The organism is Amycolatopsis sp. NPDC051128, from assembly GCF_040682715.1.
GTDB lineage: Bacteria > Actinomycetota > Actinomycetes > Mycobacteriales > Pseudonocardiaceae > Amycolatopsis.
Map to the genome: position 1 here is coordinate 52,592 of NZ_JBFBBN010000016.1, position 20,769 is coordinate 73,360.

19 protein-coding genes are annotated in these 20,769 nt (G+C 72.1%); 12 read left to right on the forward strand and 7 right to left on the reverse strand.

Annotated features, from left to right (window positions below; genetic code table 11):
- The first annotated feature begins 28 nt into the window (after positions 1 to 28).
- Positions 29 to 1,102 (forward strand): DUF4192 domain-containing protein, encoded by a 1,074-nt coding sequence (locus AB0M82_RS18720; RefSeq protein WP_364723055.1) that lies wholly within the window; start codon positions 29 to 31, stop codon positions 1,100 to 1,102.
- A gap of 85 nt (positions 1,103 to 1,187) precedes the next feature.
- Here the strand turns inward: AB0M82_RS18720 and AB0M82_RS18725 are convergent, their stop codons facing one another.
- The 4 genes from AB0M82_RS18725 to AB0M82_RS18740 form a co-directional block, all read right to left on the reverse strand.
- Positions 1,188 to 2,381: a cytochrome P450 gene (locus AB0M82_RS18725; RefSeq protein WP_364723057.1), complete on the reverse strand. Its 1,194-nt coding sequence runs from the start codon at positions 2,379 to 2,381 to the stop codon at positions 1,188 to 1,190.
- 151 nt (positions 2,382 to 2,532) lie between these two features.
- Complete coding sequence (gene galE, locus AB0M82_RS18730; protein ID WP_364723058.1) at positions 2,533 to 3,522, reverse strand: UDP-glucose 4-epimerase GalE; 990 nt, start codon at positions 3,520 to 3,522, stop codon at positions 2,533 to 2,535.
- Positions 3,523 to 3,756: 234 nt separating this feature from the next.
- On the reverse strand, positions 3,757 to 4,941 hold the full coding sequence (gene galK / locus AB0M82_RS18735; protein ID WP_364723060.1) for a galactokinase: 1,185 nt from the start codon (positions 4,939 to 4,941) through the stop codon (positions 3,757 to 3,759).
- Entirely contained in the window at positions 4,938 to 5,654 is a 717-nt protein-coding gene (locus AB0M82_RS18740; RefSeq protein ID WP_364723062.1) for an iron dependent repressor, metal binding and dimerization domain protein, read from the reverse strand. The genes galK and AB0M82_RS18740 overlap by 4 nt, the downstream gene beginning before the upstream one ends.
- Before the next feature lie 112 nt (positions 5,655 to 5,766).
- On the opposite strand from AB0M82_RS18740, the gene AB0M82_RS18745 reads away from it, so the two are divergent.
- Positions 5,767 to 6,612 (forward strand): sulfurtransferase, encoded by an 846-nt coding sequence (locus AB0M82_RS18745; RefSeq protein WP_364723064.1) that lies wholly within the window; start codon positions 5,767 to 5,769, stop codon positions 6,610 to 6,612.
- 29 nt (positions 6,613 to 6,641) lie between these two features.
- Here AB0M82_RS18745 and AB0M82_RS18750 read toward each other — a convergent pair whose 3' ends face one another.
- On the reverse strand, positions 6,642 to 7,322 hold the full coding sequence (locus tag AB0M82_RS18750; RefSeq protein WP_364723066.1) for an alpha/beta hydrolase: 681 nt from the start codon (positions 7,320 to 7,322) through the stop codon (positions 6,642 to 6,644).
- Between the two features lie 130 nt (positions 7,323 to 7,452).
- On the opposite strand from AB0M82_RS18750, the gene AB0M82_RS18755 reads away from it, so the two are divergent.
- Genes AB0M82_RS18755 through AB0M82_RS18765 form a run of 3 tightly spaced genes read left to right on the forward strand, consistent with a single transcriptional unit; the run spans position 7,453 to position 12,450 of the window.
- Positions 7,453 to 8,622, forward strand: a complete 1,170-nt coding sequence (locus tag AB0M82_RS18755) for an acetoin utilization protein AcuC (RefSeq protein ID WP_364723068.1) — start codon at positions 7,453 to 7,455, stop codon at positions 8,620 to 8,622.
- Positions 8,623 to 8,624: 2 nt separating this feature from the next.
- Positions 8,625 to 11,306, forward strand: coding sequence for a GNAT family N-acetyltransferase (locus tag AB0M82_RS18760; RefSeq protein WP_364723069.1), 2,682 nt, complete (start codon positions 8,625 to 8,627; stop codon positions 11,304 to 11,306).
- Between the two features lies 1 nt (position 11,307).
- The gene (locus tag AB0M82_RS18765) at positions 11,308 to 12,450 is read left to right on the forward strand and encodes a serine hydrolase domain-containing protein (RefSeq protein ID WP_364723071.1); all 1,143 of its coding nucleotides are present in this window, start codon (positions 11,308 to 11,310) and stop codon (positions 12,448 to 12,450) included.
- A gap of 54 nt (positions 12,451 to 12,504) precedes the next feature.
- On the opposite strand, the gene AB0M82_RS18770 is transcribed toward AB0M82_RS18765, so the two are convergent.
- Both AB0M82_RS18770 and AB0M82_RS18775 read right to left on the reverse strand, forming a co-directional pair.
- Positions 12,505 to 13,527, reverse strand: a complete 1,023-nt coding sequence (locus AB0M82_RS18770) for an acyl-CoA dehydrogenase family protein (protein ID WP_364723073.1) — start codon at positions 13,525 to 13,527, stop codon at positions 12,505 to 12,507.
- Between the two features lie 8 nt (positions 13,528 to 13,535).
- Entirely contained in the window at positions 13,536 to 14,717 is a 1,182-nt protein-coding gene (locus AB0M82_RS18775; protein ID WP_364723075.1) for an acyl-CoA dehydrogenase family protein, read from the reverse strand.
- Positions 14,718 to 14,787: 70 nt separating this feature from the next.
- Here AB0M82_RS18775 and AB0M82_RS18780 point away from each other — a divergent pair, with 70 nt between their 5' ends.
- The 7 genes from AB0M82_RS18780 (at position 14,788) to AB0M82_RS18810 (ending at position 20,765) form a co-directional block, all read left to right on the forward strand.
- Entirely contained in the window at positions 14,788 to 14,979 is a 192-nt protein-coding gene (locus AB0M82_RS18780; RefSeq protein WP_364723077.1) for a ferredoxin, read from the forward strand.
- An 84-nt stretch (positions 14,980 to 15,063) separates the two neighbouring features.
- Positions 15,064 to 15,921: a 3-oxoacyl-ACP reductase gene (locus AB0M82_RS18785; protein WP_364723079.1), complete on the forward strand. Its 858-nt coding sequence runs from the start codon at positions 15,064 to 15,066 to the stop codon at positions 15,919 to 15,921.
- Positions 15,918 to 16,676: a glucose 1-dehydrogenase gene (locus tag AB0M82_RS18790; RefSeq protein WP_364723081.1), complete on the forward strand. Its 759-nt coding sequence runs from the start codon at positions 15,918 to 15,920 to the stop codon at positions 16,674 to 16,676. The genes AB0M82_RS18785 and AB0M82_RS18790 overlap by 4 nt, the downstream gene beginning before the upstream one ends.
- An 87-nt stretch (positions 16,677 to 16,763) precedes the next feature.
- Positions 16,764 to 17,552, forward strand: a complete 789-nt coding sequence (locus AB0M82_RS18795; RefSeq protein ID WP_364723083.1) for an ABC transporter permease — start codon at positions 16,764 to 16,766, stop codon at positions 17,550 to 17,552.
- Positions 17,552 to 18,400: an ABC transporter permease gene (locus tag AB0M82_RS18800; protein WP_364723085.1), complete on the forward strand. Its 849-nt coding sequence runs from the start codon at positions 17,552 to 17,554 to the stop codon at positions 18,398 to 18,400. Before AB0M82_RS18795 ends, AB0M82_RS18800 begins: the two co-directional genes overlap by 1 nt.
- Positions 18,397 to 19,731: an MCE family protein gene (locus tag AB0M82_RS18805; RefSeq protein ID WP_364723087.1), complete on the forward strand. Its 1,335-nt coding sequence runs from the start codon at positions 18,397 to 18,399 to the stop codon at positions 19,729 to 19,731. Before AB0M82_RS18800 ends, AB0M82_RS18805 begins: the two co-directional genes overlap by 4 nt.
- The gene (locus AB0M82_RS18810) at positions 19,728 to 20,765 is read left to right on the forward strand and encodes an MlaD family protein (RefSeq protein ID WP_364723089.1); all 1,038 of its coding nucleotides are present in this window, start codon (positions 19,728 to 19,730) and stop codon (positions 20,763 to 20,765) included. Before AB0M82_RS18805 ends, AB0M82_RS18810 begins: the two co-directional genes overlap by 4 nt.
- Positions 20,766 to 20,769: the final 4 nt, after the last annotated feature.

Genomic DNA, 20,769 nt, shown 5'->3' on the forward strand with positions numbered 1-20,769 from the left:
CGGCCCCGTTCTGCCCCACGGTGGAGGCATGACCACTACCAACCCGGCCGGCCCGGCGCCGGTCAACCTCCGGAATCCCGCGCAGCTGCTGGCCGCGCTCCCGTACCTGATCGGGTTCCGGCCCGAGAAATCCGTCGTCGTGCTCGGCCATCGAGCCCCCGAGGGCAACCGCCTAGGCCTGGTGCTGCGCGGCGATCTGCCCCGCCGCGAGGACCGGGCCCGCCAGGCCCGGGCACTCGCGCCGCGGTTCGCCCGGCGCGCGCACACCGGCGTGACGCTGGTGATCGTCGGCGGCAGGCGAAGATCCGGCGGCCCGCCGCCCCACGCGGGCTTCGTCCGCGAACTGACGGACGCGCTGGGCGAATTCGGTCTCCCGGTGCTGCACGCGATGTGGACGGCCGGCATCACCGCGGGCGCGCCATGGGCGTGCTACGCCGACGCGGACTGCGGCGGCGAGCTGCCGGACCCCCGCGCGACCGTGACGGCGGCGGTCGCCACCGAAGGCGGCCTGGTGGTGTTCGACAGCCGCGACGAGCTGGCGGCGCTGCTCGCCCCACGCTCACCGGAAGCGCTGGCCCGCCGGGCGGAACGGCTGGCGCGCCAGTCTTCGCTGCCGTGGCCCGAGGCGACGTGCGTCGCCGACGCGGCCGCGGTGATCCGCGCCGCGTTCGACCGGCAGCGCCGCGGTGAGGAACCCCCGACCGACGAGGAAGCCGTTCTCCTGGCGAGCGCCTTGACGATCACCGAGATCCGCGACGGGTGCCTGGCGATGGCGGTCCCGCCCGGCGGCCCGGCGGCGCGCGAGGCAGAGCGCCTCTGGCTGACGCTGGTCCGGGAGCTCCCGGCCCCGGAACGCGCCGAACCGGCGACGCTGCTGGGGTACACGGCCTTCATGCGCGGCGACGGCACTTTCGCGGGCATGGCGCTGGAAAACGCCCTGGAAGCGGCACCGGGCCACGTCTTGGCCGGGCTGCTGACGACGGTGCTGCGCTCCGGCTTCCCACCGGAGCAGCTGCTGGGCCTGGCACTGGCCGCGGATCCGGCCGGCGTGGCCGGCTTCGGCCTGGCCCCACCGGACATCGGCGCGGAGCGCGCCGGGTAAGGGGCGGTCGCTCGATCCGGGCGGCTCGACTCCGCGCCAGCTTCGCCTGCCCCGGGGCGAAAACCTGGCCGTCACCGGGTAGCGGTCACCAGCCGACCGGCATCCGACGCGGGCCGCGCACCGGCATCTCGACCTTCCACTCGATCTCTCCGGCGATCCGTAGCCCCGGCAACTTGCTCAGCAGCGCGCGCAGGCCTTCCTGCAGCTCGACCCTGGCGAGGTTCGCGCCGAGGCAGTGATGCACACCGTGCCCGAAACCCAGGTGCGAGTTCCCCTTCCGGTCGAAGCGCAGCACATCGGGATCCTCGAACTGCCGGGGATCCCGGTTGGCCGAGGCGAAGTCGGACACCACGGGCTCTCCCGCGCGCACCAGCGAACCACCCACCTCGACGTCCTCCGTCGCATAGCGAGGAAAGCCCGGCCAATGGCTCAGCGGGATGAACCGCGTCAGTTCCTCGACCGCGGCCGGCATCAGGCTGAGGTCGGCCCGCAGCTCGGCCAGCCGCTCGGGGTGCTCCAGGAGGACAAAGACCGACCCGGCAAGAAGTGACGCGGAGGTTTCGTGGCCAGACACCAGAAGCCCGTCGCACAAATCGATCAGCTCCAGCTCGGAGAGCCGGTCGTGCTCGTCGCGGGCCTCGATCAACGCGGTCATCAGGTCATCGGCGGGCTCCGCGCGCCGTGCGGCGATGAGCCCGCTCATGTACTCCTGCAGCTCCGCTTCGTTGGCCTCGTACTCCTGAGCGGTGGTCTCGCTCGTGGACAGGATCCGGTCGCTCCAAACCCGAAACTTCGGCCAGTCGGCCACTGGCACACCGAGCAGCTCACAGATCACCGCCACCGGCAGCGGCAACGCGAGATTTTCCACCAGGTCCGCCGGCGTGCCGCTGGCCACCATCGCGTCCACGAGTTCCTCGGCCAGCTGTCCAACCCGCCCGCGCAACTGCTGCACCCTGTTCTGGGTGAAGGCTTTGGCCACCAGCTTGCGCAGCCGGCTGTGGTCCGGCGGATCCATCATGATGATCCCGCCGTCCAGCTTGTGCGGCGTCATCCTCGGCACGTCGGCATCGACGGCCATGGCCCGGCTGAACCGCCGGTCACCGAACACCATGCGAACGTCGTCGTAGCGAGTGGCCAGCCACGCCGGCTCGCCGTAGGGCAGCTTGATCCGGATCATCCCCGGCGCGTCGCGCGCCTCCTCATAGGCCGGGTCGAGGGCGACCCCCTCCGCCGAGCCGAAGGGATAGCTGATGGGTTCGATCCGCACATGACTGGTCATTCTTCGTGTGTATCGAGTCCATCGGGATGAGAGCACCCCCTAACCAGCCGAGCAGGCGACACCCCTACGCACACGGGCACGGTTGGCTGTTCAAAGCAGGTTTGACGCATGGCTGGGCGGCACGCTGTTGGCCTACCCTCCGCCGCTCGGCTCAAGCTTGGGCCGCGCGCCGGCCCTGGGTGAATTCCCAGGCGTCCCGCACGATTCCGGTCAGGTCGGTGCGCTCGGGCTTCCAGCCGAGTTCCTCACGGGCCCGGTCGCTGGCGGCCACGAGCACCGACGGGTCGCCCGCGCGGCGCGGTGCCACCGCGGCCGGCACCGCGTGGCCGGTGACCTCGCGGCAGGCCTCGATCACCTCGAGAACGGAGAAACCCGTGCCATTGCCCAGGTTGTAGATGCGGTGCTCGCCCGCGGTGGCGTGCTTCAGCGCCAGCAGGTGCGCGTCCGCGAGGTCCACGACGTGGATGTAGTCGCGGACCGCGGTGTGGTCCGGCGTCGGGTAGTCGTCGCCGAAGATCTGGATGCGTTCGCGGTCGCCCGTGGCGACCTGGAGAACGAGGGGGATGAGATGGGTTTCCGTGGCGTGGCGTTCACCGAAGGCGCCGTACGCGCCCGCGACGTTGAAGTAGCGCAGGCTCACCGCGGCCAGGCCGTGCGCGCCGGCGAAGCCGGTGATCGCGTGGTCGATGGCGAGCTTGGTGGCGCCGTAGGTGTTGGTCGGCCGGGCCGGCGCGGACTCCGGGATCGGCGACTGCTCCGGTTCGCCGTAGGTCGCCGCGGTCGAGGAGAACACCAGCCGGGGCGTGCCGTGCTCCCGCATGGCTTCGAGCAGCCGCAGCGACGTGACGACGTTGCCTTCCCAGTACTTCGCCGGCTCCGTCATCGACTCGCCGACCAGCGACTTGGCCGCGAAGTGCAGCACGCCGTCGAAGCCCTCGCGCAGCAGGCTGCCCGCCACCTCGGCGGCGTCGCCCTCGATGAACCGCGCGTCCGGGTGGACGGCGTCGGCGTGCCCGGTGGACAGGTCGTCGACGACGGTCACCTGGTGCCCGGCTTCGACCAGCCGGGCGGCACAGACACTGCCGACGTACCCGGCGCCGCCCGTCACGACCAGCTTCAGGGCGTTGCTCTGCTCCGACACATCCAGGCCTTCCTGCCGAGGGTGATGACTGTCCTCTCCAGTCTTCCCCCTCGGCGACGCGCGGGTCCGCGCGGGGGTTGCCCCGGGCGGACCCGCGGGGCCTCGGCACTCGTCGGAGAACCCGCGTCCGCGATCGCGTCGCCAGGGCGCCCGGCCGCCGCGTCAGCGGGCTGTCCGCCGTGGCGGGTTCCGTGGGGTCATTTCCCCCGGCCGGCACCGTTCACCGACGCGCTCTCAGCGCTCGTCGCGCCCCGCGCCGCGGGACGGCACCGCGGTGAACATCCGCGGCCGCCGGTAACCGGCCTTCTCGTACGCCGCTTCGACGGCCGCCTTGACGCCGTCCAGGTCGGCGTCGCGGACCAGGGCGATCGCCGAGCCGCCGAAACCGCCGCCGGTCATCCGCGAGCCGAGGGCGCCGGCTTCCCGGGCCGCGTCGACCGCGAGGTCCAGCTCGGCCGTGGAGATCCGGTAGTCGTCGCGCATGCTGACGTGCGAGGCGTCCAGGTACGGGCCGATGTCGGCCAGCCGCCCGGCGCGCAGCAGCTCGACCGTCTCGAGCACGCGCTGGTTCTCGGTGACCACGTGCCGCACGAGCGGCGCCAGGTCCTCCGGCAGCCGGCCGAGGGCCTCGGCGAGACCTTCGACGGTGACGTCGCGCAGCGCCTTCACGCCGAGCAGCTCGGCGGCTCGCTCGGTGCCACGGCGGCGCTCGCCGTACCCGCCCTCGGCGTGCGAGTGCTTCGTGCGGGTGTCCATGATCAGCACCTGCAGCCCGGCCTCGGCCAGGCCGAACGGCACCTGCTCCTGCTCGCCCGAACGCACGTCGAGGAACAGCACGTGGGACTCGGTGCAGCAGAGGGACGCCGTCTGGTCGAGCAGGCCGGTGGGCGCGCCGACGAAGTCGTTCTCCGAACGCTGCACCCACCGCGCCACCTGGGGCCGCGTCGGGACGCGGTCGCCGGCGCCGTCCAGCTCCAGGCCGGCCAGGCCCAGCAACGCCAGCGACACCGCGCACTCGAGCGCGTGGGAGGAGGAGAGTCCCGCCCCCGACGGCACGTCCCCGGCGACGACCAGGTCGGCCCCGGCCGCGAAACCCTGGTCGCGCAGCACCCAGGCGACACCCGCCGGGTACGCGGCCCACCCGTCGACGGTGCCGGGCGTCAGGTCGGCGATCTTGAGCTCGCCGGAGCGCTGGATCTGGCCGTCGTCGCCGAGGGTGGCCACGGACAGGACGCCGTCCTCGCGGGGCGACGCCGCCGCGGCCAGGCGGTGCGGCAGGGCGAACGGCAGCACGAAGCCGTCGTTGTAGTCGGTGTGCTCACCGATCAGGTTGACCCGGCCCGGCGCCGACCACACCCCGGCCGGCTCGACGCCGTGCACGGTGCGGAACGCCGCCACGGCCTCCGAAGCGGGGCTCATCGGGCCTGCGCCAGGACGGCGTGCAGCGCGGAGCTGGCGACCTGGGCGGTGGTGTCCCCGCCGGTGACCTCGATGGTGCTGCCATTGGCCTTGCCGACGGTGACCGTGCCGCCCGGCACGATGCCGACCGACTTGAGCTCGGTCATCAGCGACTCGTCCAGCTGGACGTGCTCGGCGATGCGCCGGATCTCGACGCGGCCGCCGCCGGTGCGGGCGAACTCGTCGAGCCGGACCAGGTCGGCCTCCGCCGGCGGCGCGGGATCGCCGTCGCCCAGCTTGTCCAGGCCGGGGATCGGATTGCCGTAGGGGGACGTGGTGGGGTGGTCGAGCAGCTTGACCAGCTTGCGCTCGACGGCTTCGCTCATCACGTGCTCCCACCGGCACGCCTCGTTGTGCACGTGCTCCCACTCGAGCCCGATCACGTCGACGAGGAGACGCTCGGCCAGGCGGTGCTTGCGCATCACCGCGATGGCCAGCTCACGACCGTGGTCGGTCAGCTGGAGGTGGCGGTCGTCGGCGACCACGACCAGCCCGTCGCGCTCCATCCGGGCGACGGTCTGGCTCACGGTCGGGCCGCTCTGCTGGAGGCGCTCGGCGATACGGGCGCGCAGCGGGACGACACCCTCTTCTTCAAGCTCGTAGATGGTACGCAAGTACATCTCGGTGGTGTCGATGAGATCGTTCACGCTGTCCCCTTCGTCCGCGTCGCTCATCGTAGTCGTTCACCGGGGCAGCGGCGGGGGGCCTGGGGATAACAACTCGCCGGTGGGGGATATGTCCGCACCCCGGCGCGGCCGGCGGGGCGATCGCTGGAAGATGGGAGGCATGCGTCCGCTGATCAGCACCACCGACCTCGCCGCCGCGCTGGCCGGCCCGGCCGGGGACCGGCCCGTCGTCCTCGACGTCCGCTGGCGGCTCACCGGCCCGCCCGGCGCCGACTCCTACCGCGAGGGCCACGTGCCCGGCGCGGTCTTCACCGACCTCGACCGCGTGCTCGCGGGCGAGCCGGGCGAAGGGGGCCGGCACCCGCTGCCCGACCCCGCCGACCTGCAGCGCGACCTCCGCGCGGCCGGCGTGCGGGCCGACGCGCCGGTGGTGGTCTACGACGACGCCGACGGCTCGGTGGCCGCGCGGGCGTGGTGGCTGCTGCGCTGGGCCGGGCACGACGAGGTCGCGGTCCTCGACGGCGGTTACGCGGCGTGGACCGCCGAGGGGCACCCCGTCGACACCGAACCGGCCCGGCCGGAACCGGGGGACCTCACGGTCCGGCCGGGCGGGATGCCGGTGCTCGACGCCGACGAGGCCGCCGCGCTGGCCCGCGACGGCCTGCTGCTCGACGCCCGCGCCACCCCGCGCTACACCGGCGAGACCGAGCCGGTCGACCCGCGGGCCGGGCACATCCCGGGCGCGGTGAACGCCCCGTTCGCGGCCCACACCGGCGCCGACGGCCGCTGGCGGACGCCGGCGGAGCTGGCGGGCCGGTTCGCGGACCTGGGCCTGCGCCCCGGCGAGCCGGTCGGCGCGTACTGCGGCTCGGGGGTGACAGCCAGCTCGGTCGTGCTGGCGCTGGAACTCGCCGGGCACTCGGGCGCCGGCCTGTACGCGGGCTCGTGGTCCCACTGGTCCCGCGACCCGAAGCGCCCGGCGGCGACGGGCACCCTCCCCGGCTGAGCCGCCGAGACACGGTGGTCTTCCTGGCCTCACGCGGTCAGCGCCGGACCGATCAGGGAGACCACCAGGTCCGGATCCTCCAGGTGGACGTCGTGGCCGGTGGCGGTCTCGCACAGCCGGAACGTCGGAACCTCCGCCGCGACCGACCGCAGCTCGGCGAGCGTCCAGCGCTCGTACGCGAGCCAGGCGTCCTGCGCCTCCTCCGGCAACAGACCGGCCATCGACCGGGTCCCGCGGGTCACCACCAGCGGTCCCCGGGCCCGCCGGTACGCCGCGAACAGGTCCAGCGCGTCGATCGCCGCCATGACCGCGCGGAAATCCTCGTCGAGACCGGTGGCCATGGCGGTCAACGCGGCCCGGACCACCCGATGCCCGGCCACCGGGTCCGCCAGTCCCGCGTAGCAGGCCGGGGACGTCGGGTTGCCGTGGCCGTCGAAGTTCAGGGCGAGCGGACAGTCGGCGGCCCCGGCCCAGAGCGTGGCGACCATGCCGCCCAGCGAATGTCCCGCGACCACCGGGCGGGTCAAGCCCAGCGCCGAGACGACCGCCGCGACGTCCGCGACCGCCGAGTCCCACGTCCAGGGCGCGGCCGGGGTCGAGCCGTGCCCGCGCAGGCCGAGCGTCACCGGGCGGGCGCCGAGCGCGCGCAACCGGGCCACCACCGGGTCCCAGTCGGCGCTGTCGCGGTCGCCGCCGTGGAGAAGGACCACCGGGGCTCCGCGGCCGCCGTGGTCGGTCACGTGCAGGGGTACCGAACCGGAGAAGATCACGGCGCGGAGCGAACCAGGACCGGCCCGTTCCGGTCCACGGATTTCCGCGATCGGCACTAGAGTCGGCGGTATGTCGCCTGCCGTGGTGTGGGATTCCGCTCTGCTGGGTTACGACCTGGGCGGGGAGCACCCGTTCAACCCCGTCCGGCTGGAGCTCACCGTCCGGCTGGCCACCGAGCTCGGCGTGCTCGACGGCGTCGAGCTGCTCGTCCCGACGAACGCCGGAGACGAGGAGCTCCTCCGCGTCCACGCGCCCGAGTACCTCGCCGCCGTGCGGGAGGCGCCGCTGGCCGGCTGGGATGTCGGGCACGGGCTCGGCACCGCCGACAACCCCGTCTTCTCCGACATGCACGACGCCTCCGCCCTCGTCGTCGGCTCGACGCTGCTGGCCGCCCGCAAGATCGCCGAGGGCGAGGCCACCCGCGCGGTCAACATCGCCGGCGGCCTGCACCACGCGATGCGCGACCAGGCGGCCGGGTTCTGCGTCTACAACGACTGCGCCGTCGCCATCTCCTGGCTGCTCGACCACGGCTTCGAGCGGATCGCCTACATCGACACCGACGTCCACCACGGCGACGGCGTGCAGGCCGCGTTCTACGACGACCCCCGCGTCCTCACGATCTCGATGCACCAGCACCCCTTCACGCTCTGGCCGGGCACCGGCTACTCGGCCGAGACGGGCCGGGGGAAGGCCGAGGGCACCGCGGTCAACGTGCCGCTGCCGCCCCGCACCCGGGACCCCGGGTGGCTGCGCGCGTTCACCGCCGTCGTCCCGTCACTCCTGGCCGACTTCGAGCCGCAGCTGCTGTTCACGCAGTGCGGCGTCGACTCCCACGAGGAAGACCCCCTGGCTGATCTGTCGCTGTCAGTCGACGGGCACCGCACCATCTACACCACCTTGCGGAACCTCGCCGAGACGTACGCGGGCGGCAAGTGGATCGCCGTCGGCGGGGGCGGGTACCAGCTGATCCGCGTCGTCCCGCGGTCGTGGACGCACCTGATCGCCACCGTCCTCGACCGGGACATCGACCCCGCGACGCCGTTGCCGCCCGGCTGGGTGTCGACGGTGGGCAAGGCCGCCCCGCACGCCGAGCTGCCGCGGGCGATGACCGACGACCGCGACACGGAGTTCAAGCCGTGGGGCGACGGCGAGGACGACCCGGTCGACGTCGCCGTCCGGGACACGCGCCGTGCCGTCTTCCCCTCGCACGGCTTGGATCCGGACGACCCCAGGGACTGATCATGGCCGGACGGGACCCCTTCGACTACCCCCGCGACTGGGAGGCCGACGTCGTGCTGTCCGACGGCGGCACCGTCCACCTGCGGCCGATCGTCCCGACCGACGCCGGCAGCCTGGTCGCCTTCCACGGGCGGCTGTCGGAGCGCACCCGGTACCTGCGTTACTTCGGCGCCTACCCGCGGATCCCGGAGAGGGACCTGAAGCGGTTCTCCACGGTCGACCACCACGACCGGGTCGCGTTCGCCGCGTTCCTGGGCGACGACATCGTCGCGGTCGGCCGGTACGAACGGCTCGACGACGGGCCGTCGGCGGAGGTCGCCTTCGTCGTCAGCGACGCGCACCAGGGCCGCGGGCTCGGCTCGATCCTGCTCGAACACCTCGCCGCGGCCGCGTCGGAGTGCGGGCTGCGCCGGTTCGTCGCCGAGGTGCTCGCCGAGAACGCCGCCATGGTGCGCGTCTTCCGCGACGCCGGCTACCAGGTCAGCCGCGAGATCGAGGAGGGCGTGCTGCACCTGGAGTTCGACATCGATCCGACCGACGAGTCACTGGCCGTGGCCCGCTCGCGGGAGCAGGCGGCCGAGGCCCGCAGCGTGCACAACCTGCTGCACCCCCGCTCGGTCGCGGTGATCGGCGCGTCCACCGAGCCGGGCAAGGTCGGCCACGTCGCCTTCGCGAACCTCTTGGCCGCCGCGTTCACCGGCACCGTCTACCCGGTCAACGCGGAGCACCGCTCGGTCCGCGGCGTCCGCGCGTACCCGTCGGTGCTGGAGATCCCGGACCCGGTCGACCTGGCGCTGGTCGCGGTGCCCGCCGAAGCCGTCGAGTCCGTTTTGGACGCTTGCCTGGCGAAGGGCGTCAAGACGCTGCTGATCGTCTCCGGCGGGTTCGCCGAGTCGGGGCCGCGCGGCCTGTACGCCGAGCTGCGGCTGGTCGGTGAGGCGCGGGCGCACGGCATGCGCGTGGTCGGCCCGAACGCGCTCGGCGTGCTGAACACCGCGCCCGGCGTCCGGCTGAACGCGACGCTCGCCCCGCGGCTGCCCGGCCGCGGGCGTACCGGGTTCTTCTGCCAGTCCGGCGCGCTGGGCACCGCGATCCTCGCCGACGCCGAGGCGCGCGGCCTCGGCCTGTCGACGTTCGTCTCGGCCGGCAACCGCGCCGACGTGTCCGGCAACGACCTGCTCCAGTACTGGGAGACCGACCCGGACACCGATCTGGTGCTGCTGTACCTCGAGTCTTTCGGCAACCCGCGCAAGTTCGCGCGGCTGGCCAGGAGACTCGCGCGGACGAAGCCGATCGTCGCGGTGAAGTCGGGGCGGCACGCGGTCCGCCCGCAGCTGGCGGCGACGTCGACGGAGATCGACGAGGCCAGCGTCCAGGCGCTGTTCGAGCAGGCGGGTGTCGTGCGGGTGGAGTCGCTGGCGCAGCTGTTCGACACCGCGCTCGTGTTCGCCCACCAGCCGCTGCCCGACGGCCCGCGGGTGGCGATCGTCGGCAACTCCAGCGCCATCGGGCTGCTGGCCGCCGACACCGCGCGGATGCAGGGCCTGCGGCTGGCGTCCGACCCGGTGGACGTCGGCCCGCAGGCCGGGCCGGACGACTTCGCCAAGGCCGTCGGTGAGGCCCTCACCTCGCCGGACACCGACGCGCTGGTCGTCGTGTTCGTCCCGCCGGTGGCGATCCCCGGCACCGCGTACGCGCGCGCCCTGCGGGAGACCGTCGTCGAACTGGGACAGCGCAAGCCGATCGTCTCGACGTTCCTCGCCGCCGAAGGGGTGCCCGACGAACTCGCCGTCCTTTCCGGCGACGGCGTGCCGACGCGCGGGTCGATCCCGTCGTACCCGAGCCCGGAACGCGCGGTGAGCGCCCTCGCCAGGGTCATCCGCTACGCGGCGTGGCGGCAGCGTCCGCAGGGCACGCTGGTGCAGCCGTCCGGGATCCACACCGAGCAGGCGCAGGTGATCGTGCGCGAGCTCCTGGAAACCGAAAGCGGCAAGACGACGCTGCTCTCGGACACCGACGTCGTGCGGTTGCTGGGCTGCTACGGCATCGACGTGGTCCCGTTCCGCGTGGTGTCCACTGTGGACGAAGCGGTCGCGGCGGCGGCCGAGCTGGGCTACCCGGTGACGCTCAAGGCGGTCGACGAACGGCTGCGCGGCCGGCCCGACCTCGCGGGCGTCCGGCTCGACCTGTCTTCCGGCGACTCGGTGCGCACCGCGTACTCGACGCTGCGGGAAATCTCCGGCGACGACGACGTGTACGTCCAGCGGATGGCCCCGAAGGGCCTGTCGTGCGTGATCGGGCTGCAGGACGACCCGTCGTTCGGCACGCTCGTCTCGTTCGGGCTGTCCGGCCTGGTCAGCACGCTGCTGGGGGACCGCGCCTACCGCGCGGTGCCGGTCACCGACGTCGACGCGGCCACGCTGCTGCGCGAGCCGCGGACGGCGCCGCTGCTCACCGGCTACCGCGGCGACGAGCCCGCCGACCTCGCCGCGCTGCAGGACATGGTGCTGCGCGTGGCCGCGCTGGCGGAGGACAACCCGGAGGTGCGGTCGCTCGTGCTGGATCCGATCCTGGCGTCGCCGGACGGCGCCTTCGTCGCCAACGCCCGCCTGGTGCTGGGGCCGCCGCCGTCGCGGCCCGACACCGGCCCGCGACGGCTGCGCGCGATCAACCCCCTCGACTGACATGTCCGCGCTGACCGAGCTGCTGAACCGGCACGTCGACCCGGCCGACCTGCCGGGCGCGGTCGCGCTCGTGGCACACGGCGACCAGGTCGAGGCGGCGGCCGCCGGGTCGGCCGACGCCGGCGGCACGGTCCCGATGGCGCGGGATTCGCTGTTCCGCATCGCGTCGCTCACCAAGCCGATCGTGGCCGCGGCCGTCCTGCTGCTCGTCGACGAAGGCGAACTGGCCCTGGACGACCCGGTGGCGCGGTGGCTGCCGGAGCTGGCGTCGCCGGTGGTCGTCCGGACGCCCGCCGGGCCGGTCGACGACGTCGTGCCCGCCGTCCGCCCGATCACCGTGCGCGACCTGCTGACCTTCCGCTGCGGGTACGGCCTCGCGGCGGACATGACGCTGCCCGCGGTCGACCTGCTGCTCCAGGTGGTGGGTCACCCGGCCGCGGCGCCGCGGGCCCTGCCGCCGGACGAGTGGCTGGCGGCGCTGGCGCAGGTGCCGCTGCTGTACCAGCCGGGCAAGGCGTGGCTCTACGACACGGGCTCGGACCTGCAGGGCGTGCTGATCGCGCGGGTGTCGGGCCGTCCGCTGCCGGAGTTCCTGGCGGAGCGGCTGTTCGAGCCGCTGGGCATGGCCGACACCGGGTTCGCCGTGCCGACCGCGGCGCTGGGCCGGTTCACCGGCGCGTACCGCCGCGGCGAGGAGGGGCTCCGGCTGATCGACTCGCCGGAGGGCCGGTGGAGCAGCCCGCCGCCGTTCCCGTCCGGTGCGGCGGGGCTCGTGTCGACGGCCGACGACCTGCTCACGTTCGCCCGGTTCCTGCTGGCCGAAGGCACGGCGGCGGGCCGGCGGCTGCTGACGCCGGAGTCGGTGCACCGGATGACCACCGACCACCTGACGCCGTCCCAGCGGGCGGCCGCGCGGGTGTTCCTGCACGGCCAGGGCTGGGGCTACGGCGGTTCGGTCGACGTCGAGGCGAAGGAACCCTGGCAGGTGCCGGGCCGCTACGGCTGGATCGGCGGCGCGGGCACGGCCGCGCACCTGGTCCCGGCGACCGGCACGGTCACGGTGCTGCTCACGCAGGTCGAACTGACGGGCCCGGAACCTACCCCGCTGATGCGCGAATTCTGGACCTACGCGGCAAAGCCGTGAATGTCGCATTGAGGGACTCTATGTCCCTCAATGCGACATTCACGGCTTTTGGCACTACGGAGCGGAGGCGAGCTGGTCGCCCAGGGCGAGGAGTTGCGGGGTGGCCGGGCCCAGCAGGAACTCCAGGCGTTTCGCCGCCGTGAAGTAGCGGTGCACCACGTGGTCGACGTCGATGCCGACGCCGCCGTGGACGTGGACCGTCGTGTGGGCCACCCGGTGGCCCGCCTCGGCCGCCCAGAACTTGGCCGTCGCCACCGCTTCCGTCGCCGGCAGATCGGACGTCAGCCGCCACGCCGCCTGCAATGCCGTCAGCCGGACGGCCTCCACGTCAACATAGGCGTCCGCGAGGCGCTGGCGGACCGCCTGGAACCCGCCGATGACGTGGTCGAACTGCTTGCGCTCGCGCGCGTACGCCGCGGTCAGCTCCAACGCCTTCTCGACCACGCCGAGCTGCTGCGCGCACACCCCCACGGTCCCGCGCAGGCGCAGCCACTCGCCGATGTCGCCCAGCGAAGTCCCCGGCACGCCGGACAGCTCGAGCAGCGCCGCGTCCGCGTGGTCGGTCGTCTGCTGCGGCCGCACCGTGACGCCGGGAGCGGAAGCGTCGACCAGGAAGACCTCGCCGGAAGCCGCCACGAGGAACCCGTGGGCGAACGCGCCGAAGTGCACCGCGGACTGCGAGCCCGAAAGCACTCCCTCCGAAGCGGTGAAGCCGGACAGCGCCACCGCCAGAACGCGTTCTCCGCGCAGGACCGGCAGGACCCAGCGGTCCACCAGGTCCGGGGTGCCGAACTCCGCCAGCGCGGACGCCGCCATCGTGATCGACGGCAGGTAGGGGATCGCCGCCACCTCGCGGCCGATCTCGGTGAGCACCGCGCACTGTTCCAGCAGCCCGAACCCGCCGCCGCCGAGCGCGGACGGCAGGGCCGCGTCGAGCACGCCCGCCTGGCCGAGCGCCCGCCACAGGGGAGTGTCGAAGCCGCCCGTGCCGTGCGGGTCGTGGGTGACCTTGTCGGCCAGGATCCGCCGGGTCAGCGCGGCGAGCTCGGCCGACGCTTCCGAGGGGGTGAAGTCCATGAACGCTCCTAGCGCGTGACGGGCAGGCCGAGGGCGGTGGCGGCGATCATGTCCCGCTGGATCTCGTTGGTGCCGCCGCCGAAGGTGAGGATCAGCGCCGATCGGTGCAGCCGTTCGATCCGCCCGGCCAGCAGCGCGCCCGGTGAGCCCTCGCGGACGACGGCCGCCGCGCCGAGCACCTCCATCAGCAGCCGGTAGGCCTCGATCACGAACTCCGTGCCGTACACCTTCGTCGCCGACGCCTCGGCCGGGCCGAGCTCGCTCGCCACGGCCGCCCACGCGATCCGCCAGTTCCGCAGCTTCAGGTACTCCGCGCCCGCGTGCACCCGCGCCAGGTGCAGCCGCACCCATTCGGTGTCGATCACGCGGCGGCCGTCCGGCTGTTTCGTGCGCTTCGCCCAGTCCAGCACGTCGGCCAGTGCCTTGCGGACCGGTGCCGCCGACGTCAGCGCGACACGCTCGTGGTTGAGCTGGTTGGTGATCAGCGGCCAGCCCGCGTTCTCCTCGGCGACGCGCGCCGACACCGGCACCCGCACGCTGTCGTAGTAGGTCGCGCTGGTGCCGGCGCCGGCCACGGTGTGCACCTTGGTCCACGAGAACCCGGGCGACGACGTCGGCACGACGAGGATCGACAGGCCCCGGTGCTTCTTCGCCGCCGGGTCGGTCCGGACCGCGAGCCAGACGTAGTCGGCGTACTCGATCAGGCTGGTCCACATCTTCTGGCCGGTGACGACGTACTCGTCGCCGTCGCGCTCGGCCCGCGTCCGCAGCGACGCGAGGTCGGTGCCGGCCTCCGGCTCGGAGTAGCCGATCGAGAAGTGCAGCTCGCCGGCGGCGATCTTCGGCAGGTAGAACGCCTTCTGCTCGTCGGTGCCGTAACGCATGATCGTGGGCCCGACGGTGTTGACGGTGAGGAAGGGGACCGGCACCCCGGCGACGGCCGCCTCGTCGGTGAAGACGAGCTGGTCGAGCATCGGCCTGCCCTGCCCGCCGTACTCGCGCGGCCAGCCCAGCGCGAGCCAGCCGTCCTTGCCCAGCTGCCGGACGATTTCCTTGTACGCCAGGCCATCGCCGTACTCGCCGCCGCCCGACCGGAGGCCTTCCCGCCGGTCGGGCGTCATCAGCTCGGCGAAGTACTCCCGAAGCTCCGCGGCCAGCGCGCGCTGCTCCGGCGTGTAGTCGATCCGCACCCGTCACCTCGATCCGGCGTTACACTAGAACCTGTTCTAGTTGTACCAGTACTCACGCGGCGGAGGAAGCATGGAGATCGGCGTCGATCGTTCGCTCTGCGAGGCGAACGCGGTGTGCGTGGGATTCGCGCCGGACGTCTTCGACCTCGACGACGACGAAGAACTCGTCATCCAACCGGGCCCGGTGCCGAACGACCAGGTAGAACGTGTTTCTGATGCGATCAAGGGATGCCCGAAGAACGCCCTGTTCGTCACTGGTTAGCGCCGTTCACCCAAAGGCTTGATCTGAACGAGAACAGATTCTACTGTAGGCGCGAGATCCAGGACTCGACGAGGAGGCCTAGCGGTGACCCTGACCGGCAGGACAGCGATCGTCACGGGCGCCGGCGCGGGGCTGGGACGGGCCGAAGCGCTCGCCTTGGCCGCGCGAGGCGCCACGGTCGTCGTCAACGACATCACCGAAGCCAAGGACGTCGTCGGTGAGATCGAAGCGGCCGGCGGCAAGGCGGTCGCGGTCGCCGGGGACGTCGGGGAGCGGGCCACCGCCGACGCGCTCGTGAGCGCCGCCCTCGACCTCGGCGGGCTCGACATCGTGGTCAACAACGCGGGCGTGGTCCGCGACCGGATGCTGTTCTCGATGTCCGACGACGACTGGGACACCGTCGTCCGGGTCCACCTGCGCGGGCACTTCCTGTTGTCCCGCAACGCCGCGAAGCACTGGCGCGACAGGTCCAAGGCGGCGGGCGCGCCGGTGTACGGGCGGCTCGTGAACACGGCGTCGGAGGCGTTCCTCCTGGGTTCGCCCGGCCAGCCCAACTACGCCGCGGCGAAGGCGGGCATCACCGCGCTCACGATGTCGGCCGCCCGCGGCCTGGCCAAGTACGGCGTCCGCGCGAACGCGATCTGCCCGCGCGCGCGGACGGCGATGACCGAGGGCGTGTTCGGCGCCGCCCCTGCCGACGGCGCCGATCCGCTCTCGGTCGAGCACGTCGCCCCGTTCGTCGCCTACCTCGCCTCGCCGGCGGCCGAGCACGTCAACGGCCAGGTGTTCGTCGTGCACGGCGGCACGGTCGCGCTGGTCGAACCACCCCGGGTCGAGCGGCGCTGGCGTCTCGACGAGCTCGAAACGTCGGTCAGCGCGTTCTTCGCCGGGCGCGACCCCGGCCGGATGTTCGCCACCCCCGAGATCCTGGAGGAAACGTGAGGCTGGACGGGAAGATCGCGCTGATCACCGGCGCGGCGCGCGGACAGGGCGAGGCGGCCGCACGGGCCTTCGTCGCCGAGGGCGCGCGGGTGGTGATCGCCGACATCCTCGACACCGAGGGCAAGCAGCTCGCCGCCGATCTCGGCGAGAACGCCGTCTACCAGCACCTCGACGTCGGCGACGAGGACGGCTGGGCGGCCGCGGTCGAGCGGGTGACCACCGAGTTCGGCGCGCCGAACGTGCTGGTCAACAACGCCGGGATCCTGCACTTCTCCGAGCTCGGCAAGACGACGCTCGCCGACTACGAGCGGGTCATCCGGGTGAACCAGATCGGGGCGTTTCTCGGGATGCGTTCGGTCGTTGAACCGATGACCGCCGCCGGCGGTGGCTCCATCGTCAACGTGTCCTCTGTGGAGGGTCTGGCCGGGATGCCGTACCTCGTCGCCTACACCGCGAGCAAGTTCGCGATCCGCGGCATGACCAAGGTCGCCGCGATGGAGCTCGGCAAGAAGCACATCCGCGTCAACTCGGTGCACCCCGGCGCGATCGACACCAAGATGGTCGAGACCGCGGCGGGCGGGCAGAAAGTCGACATGTCGTATGTCGGGAAAAAGGTCGCCCTCCGGCGGGTCGGGCAGCCCGAGGACGTCGCCAAGCTGGTGTTGTTCCTGGCCAGCGACGAAAGCTCGTACTGCACGGGAGCGGAGTTCGTGGCCGACGGCGGGGCGACCGCGACCCACGCCCTCAACTTCTGAAGGAGCTTGAGTAAACACCGCTAACCAAAAGCGGGAACCGGGTGTGGAGAAGACTCGGAGGTCAATGACGACTTACTGGGAGGTGCGATGGGCGGCAACACCGGCACGCTCCCGGGAACCGCGGCCCTGACGCAGGTCGGCCGGCTCGCGACGCTTTCGTGGGAGGTCCTGCGCGCGATCTTCAAGCGCCCCTTCCAGACCCGCGAGTGGATCCAGCAGTGCTGGTTCTTCGCCAGCGTCACCATTCTGCCGACCGCGCTGGTGGCCATCCCGTTCGGCGCGGTGATCGCGCTGCAGCTCGGTTCGCTGACCGCGCAGATCGGCGCCCAGTCGTTCACCGGCGCGGCCAGCGCGCTCGCCATCGTGCAGCAGGCCAGCCCGCTGATCACCGCGCTGCTGGTCGCGGGCGCCGGCGGCAGCGCGGTGTGCGCGGACATCGGCGCGCGCAAGATCCGCGAAGAGATCGACGCCATGGAAGTCCTCGGCGTCAACCCGATCCAGCGCCTCATCGTGCCGCGGGTGCTCGCCGCGATGGTGGTTTCGGTGCTGCTCAACGGCTTGGTCAGCGTGGTCGGCGTGCTCGGCGGGTACTTCTTCAACGTCGTCCTGCAGGGCGGCACGCCCGGCGCGTACCTGGCCAGCTTCAACGCGCTGGCCCAGGTGCCGGACCTCTGGGTCAGCGAGATCAAGGCGCTGCTGTACGGCTTCGTCGCCGGCGTCGTCGCGGCGTTCCGCGGGCTGAACCCGGCGGGCGGGCCGAAAGGCGTCGGCGACGCCGTCAACCAGGCCGTCGTGATCACGTTCCTGCTGCTGTTCCTGATCAACGTCGTGCTCACCGCGATCTACCTGCGGATCGTCCCGCCGAAGGCCATGTGATGACGGCGGAACCCCTCGACCACGACCGGACGCTCGAGTACCTCGCGCGTCCCGGGCAGAGCCTGGAAGGCCTCGGCAAGCAGCTCGCGTTCGCCGCGAAAGCGCTCGCTTGGTCGCCGCGCACGATCCGGCGCTACAGCCGGGAAACGCTGCGGCTGCTCACCGAAGTCTGCTTCGGCACCGGCGGGCTCGCGGTGATCGGCGGGACGCTCGGCGTGATGATCGGGATGACGATGTTCACCGGCCTCATCGTCGGCCTGCAGGGCTATTCCGCGCTGAACCAGCTCGGCACGGCCGCGCTCACCGGCTTCATCTCCGCCTACTTCAACACGCGCGAGGTCGCGCCGCTCTCGGCGGGACTCGCCCTGAGCGCGACCGTCGGCTGCGGCTTCACCGCCCAGCTCGGCGCGATGCGGATCTCCGAGGAGATCGACGCCCTCGACGTGATGGGTGTGCCGAGCATGCCGTACCTGGTGACGACCCGGGTGCTGGCCGGGGTCGCGGCGGTGATCCCGCTGTACGCGGTCGGTCTGCTCTCGAGCTACCTCGCGTCCCGCCAGATCACCATCTGGCTCTACGGCCAGTCCGCGGGCACCTACGACCACTACTTCACGCTGTTCCTGCCACCCGGCGACGTCCTGTGGTCGTTCGGGAAGGTGATCGTGTTCAGCGTGCTCGTGATCCTGTCCCATTGTTATTACGGCTACCACGCGAGCGGCGGTCCGGCCGGGGTCGGCGTCGCGGTGGGCCGCGCGGTGCGGACGTCGATCGTGCTGATTTCCGTGCTCGACTTCTTCCTCAGCCTGGCGATCTGGGGGGCGAACACCACGGTGAGGATTTCCGGATGAGGCGTGAGCTCTGGCAGCGGCTCCGGTACCAGGTACTGGGGCTGGCTTTCCTGCTCGTCGCCGCGCTGTTCATCGCGTCCACGCTGGCCGTCTACAACAAGGCCTTCACGCCGGTGACGCTCGTGAAACTCGAAACCGACCGCGTCGGCAGCCAGCTGCGCACCGGCGGCGACGTCAAGGTCCGCGGCATGATCGTCGGCGAAGTCCGGTCCGTGCTGGCGAAGGGCGACCACGCCGAGTTGGAGCTGGCCCTCGACCCGGACAAGACCAACGTCATCCCGAAGAACGTCTCCGCGCGGCTGCTGCCGAAGACACTCTTCGGCGAGCGGTATGTCGCTCTGCAGCTGCCGGACAAGAAGGACCGGCCGATCGAGGCGGGCGACGTCATCCCGCAGGACCGCACAAGCGCCGCGATCGAGCTGCAGAAGGTGCTCGACGACGTGATGCCGCTGCTGCAGGCGGTGCAGCCGGAAAAACTGTCGAGCACGCTCACCGCGGTGGCCACCGCGCTCGACGGCCGCGGCAAGCAGCTCGGCCAGACCCTCGCGCAGCTGTCGGACTACCTCGGCGAGCTGAACCCGTCGCTGCCGGACATCAAGGCCGACATCACCGGCCTGGCGAACGTCGCGAACACCTACGACAAGGCCGCGCCGGATCTGCTGCAGGCGCTGTCGGACCTGACCACCACGAGCCGGACGATCGTCGACCAGCGCGCGCAGCTGAGCGATCTCTACGCCACGGTGACCGCGGCGTCGGTGGACCTCACGAGCTTCCTGCAGGTCAACAAGGACAACCTGATCCGGCTCACCACGGCGATCCAGCCGACGCTGGACGTGCTCGCCAAGTACGCGCCCGAGTACCCCTGCCTGATGCGGCAGCTGGCCGAGTCCGTGCCGCGGGCGGAGCTGGCGTTCGGCAAGGGCACCGCGCACCCGGAGGTCAGCCGGGTCACCATCGAGTTCGCCGCCAGCCGTGGCAAGTACCTGCCCGGCGTCGACGAGCCGAAGTACGAGGACAAGCGCGGGCCGCGCTGCTACCCGAGCGTCCCGCACCCCGGGGTGTGGCCGCAGTACCCGCCCGACGGCCCGATCGAGGACGGCTCCAGCAAGCCCGCGCCGCCGAAGGTCCCGGACGGCAGCCTCCCCGGCCCGATCACGGCCGGCGGCAGCGCGATCGGCGGGTCCGGCACCATCGTCGGCTCGGCCGACGAGTCGGACCTGATCGCCCTGCTCGCGTCGCCGGCGCTGGGCGCCCGGCCGGACCAGGTGCCCGGCTGGGCGGGCCTGCTCGTCGGGCCGCTCTACCGCGGAGCGGAGGTGGAGCTCAAGTGAGGACTTTCGTTCCGTCACTGGTGAAGCTGGCGGTGTTCGCCGTCGTCACCGTGCTGCTCACCGGGATCCTGGCGGCCACCATCGCGAACACGAACTTCGGCGAAACCTCGGGCTACCTGGCGAAGTTCACCGACGCGTCCGGGCTCAAGGAGGGCGACGACGTCCGCATCGCCGGCGTCAAGGTCGGCCAGGTCGACACGATCGCGGTGGTCGAAGGCGAGCGGAACCTCGCCGAGGTGCGGTTCGACGTCGAGCACGCCTACCGGCTGCCGGAGACGGTGACCGCGACGATCAAGTACCGCAACCTCGTCGGGCAGCGCTACCTCGCGCTCGGCACCGACGTCCCGGGCGACCGCGCGCTGCCCGACGGCGGCACGATCCCGCCCGAGCGCACCAAGCCCGCGTTGAACCTCACCGTGCTGTTCAACGGCTTCAAGCCGCTGTTCAAGGCGTTGAGCCCGAAGGACGTCAACCAGCTCTCCGCGGAGATCATCAGTGTGTTCCAGGGCGAGGGCGGCACGATCACCAGCCTGCTGCGGCACACCGCGTCGCTCACCACGGCGATCGCGAGCAAGGACCAGGTGATCGGCCAGGTGATCGCCAACCTCAACACCGTGCTCGGCACGGTCAACGCCCGCGGCCCGCAGCTCGGCGACCTCATCGAACAGACCCAGAAGCTGGTCAGCGGCCTGGCCGAGCAGCGCAAGCCGATCGGCGACGCGGTCAGCGCGCTCGGCGACCTCGCCGTGTCGACCACCGGGCTGCTGGCCGACGCGCGCCCGGCGCTGAAGGACGACATCGCCCAGCTCGGCGTGCTGTCGCAGAACCTCGGCGACTCGGGCGTGCTGCTCAACCACCTGCTCGAGGTGCTGCCGGGCAACCTGCAGAAGTTCACCCGGACCCTGAGCTACGGCAGCTGGTTCAACTACTACCTGTGCGGGATCACCGGCACCATCGGCATTTCCTCGCTCGACATCACGCTGCCGATCATTCCCATTCCCGGCACTCAGCGCGCGGAAAGGTGTGGCCCATGAGTCG

Excerpts from the sequence above, each read along its gene's own strand:
- AB0M82_RS18800 (WP_364723085.1), top strand. The coding sequence starts at position 17,552 with ATGACGGCGGAACCCCTCGACCACGACCGGACGCTCGAGTACCTCGCG.
- AB0M82_RS18765 (WP_364723071.1), top strand. The coding sequence starts at position 11,308 with ATGTCCGCGCTGACCGAGCTGCTGAACCGGCACGTCGACCCGGCCGAC.
- AB0M82_RS18780 (WP_364723077.1), top strand. The coding sequence starts at position 14,788 with ATGGAGATCGGCGTCGATCGTTCGCTCTGCGAGGCGAACGCGGTGTGC.
- AB0M82_RS18805 (WP_364723087.1), top strand. The coding sequence starts at position 18,397 with ATGAGGCGTGAGCTCTGGCAGCGGCTCCGGTACCAGGTACTGGGGCTG.
- AB0M82_RS18740 (WP_364723062.1), bottom strand. The coding sequence starts at position 5,654 with ATGAGCGACGCGGACGAAGGGGACAGCGTGAACGATCTCATCGACACC.
- AB0M82_RS18725 (WP_364723057.1), bottom strand. The coding sequence starts at position 2,381 with ATGACCAGTCATGTGCGGATCGAACCCATCAGCTATCCCTTCGGCTCG.
- galK (WP_364723060.1), bottom strand. The coding sequence starts at position 4,941 with ATGAGCCCCGCTTCGGAGGCCGTGGCGGCGTTCCGCACCGTGCACGGC.
- AB0M82_RS18745 (WP_364723064.1), top strand. The coding sequence starts at position 5,767 with ATGCGTCCGCTGATCAGCACCACCGACCTCGCCGCCGCGCTGGCCGGC.
- AB0M82_RS18760 (WP_364723069.1), top strand. The coding sequence starts at position 8,625 with ATGGCCGGACGGGACCCCTTCGACTACCCCCGCGACTGGGAGGCCGAC.
- AB0M82_RS18795 (WP_364723083.1), top strand. The coding sequence starts at position 16,764 with ATGGGCGGCAACACCGGCACGCTCCCGGGAACCGCGGCCCTGACGCAG.
- AB0M82_RS18755 (WP_364723068.1), top strand. The coding sequence starts at position 7,453 with ATGTCGCCTGCCGTGGTGTGGGATTCCGCTCTGCTGGGTTACGACCTG.
- AB0M82_RS18770 (WP_364723073.1), bottom strand. The coding sequence starts at position 13,527 with ATGGACTTCACCCCCTCGGAAGCGTCGGCCGAGCTCGCCGCGCTGACC.
- AB0M82_RS18720 (WP_364723055.1), top strand. The coding sequence starts at position 29 with ATGACCACTACCAACCCGGCCGGCCCGGCGCCGGTCAACCTCCGGAAT.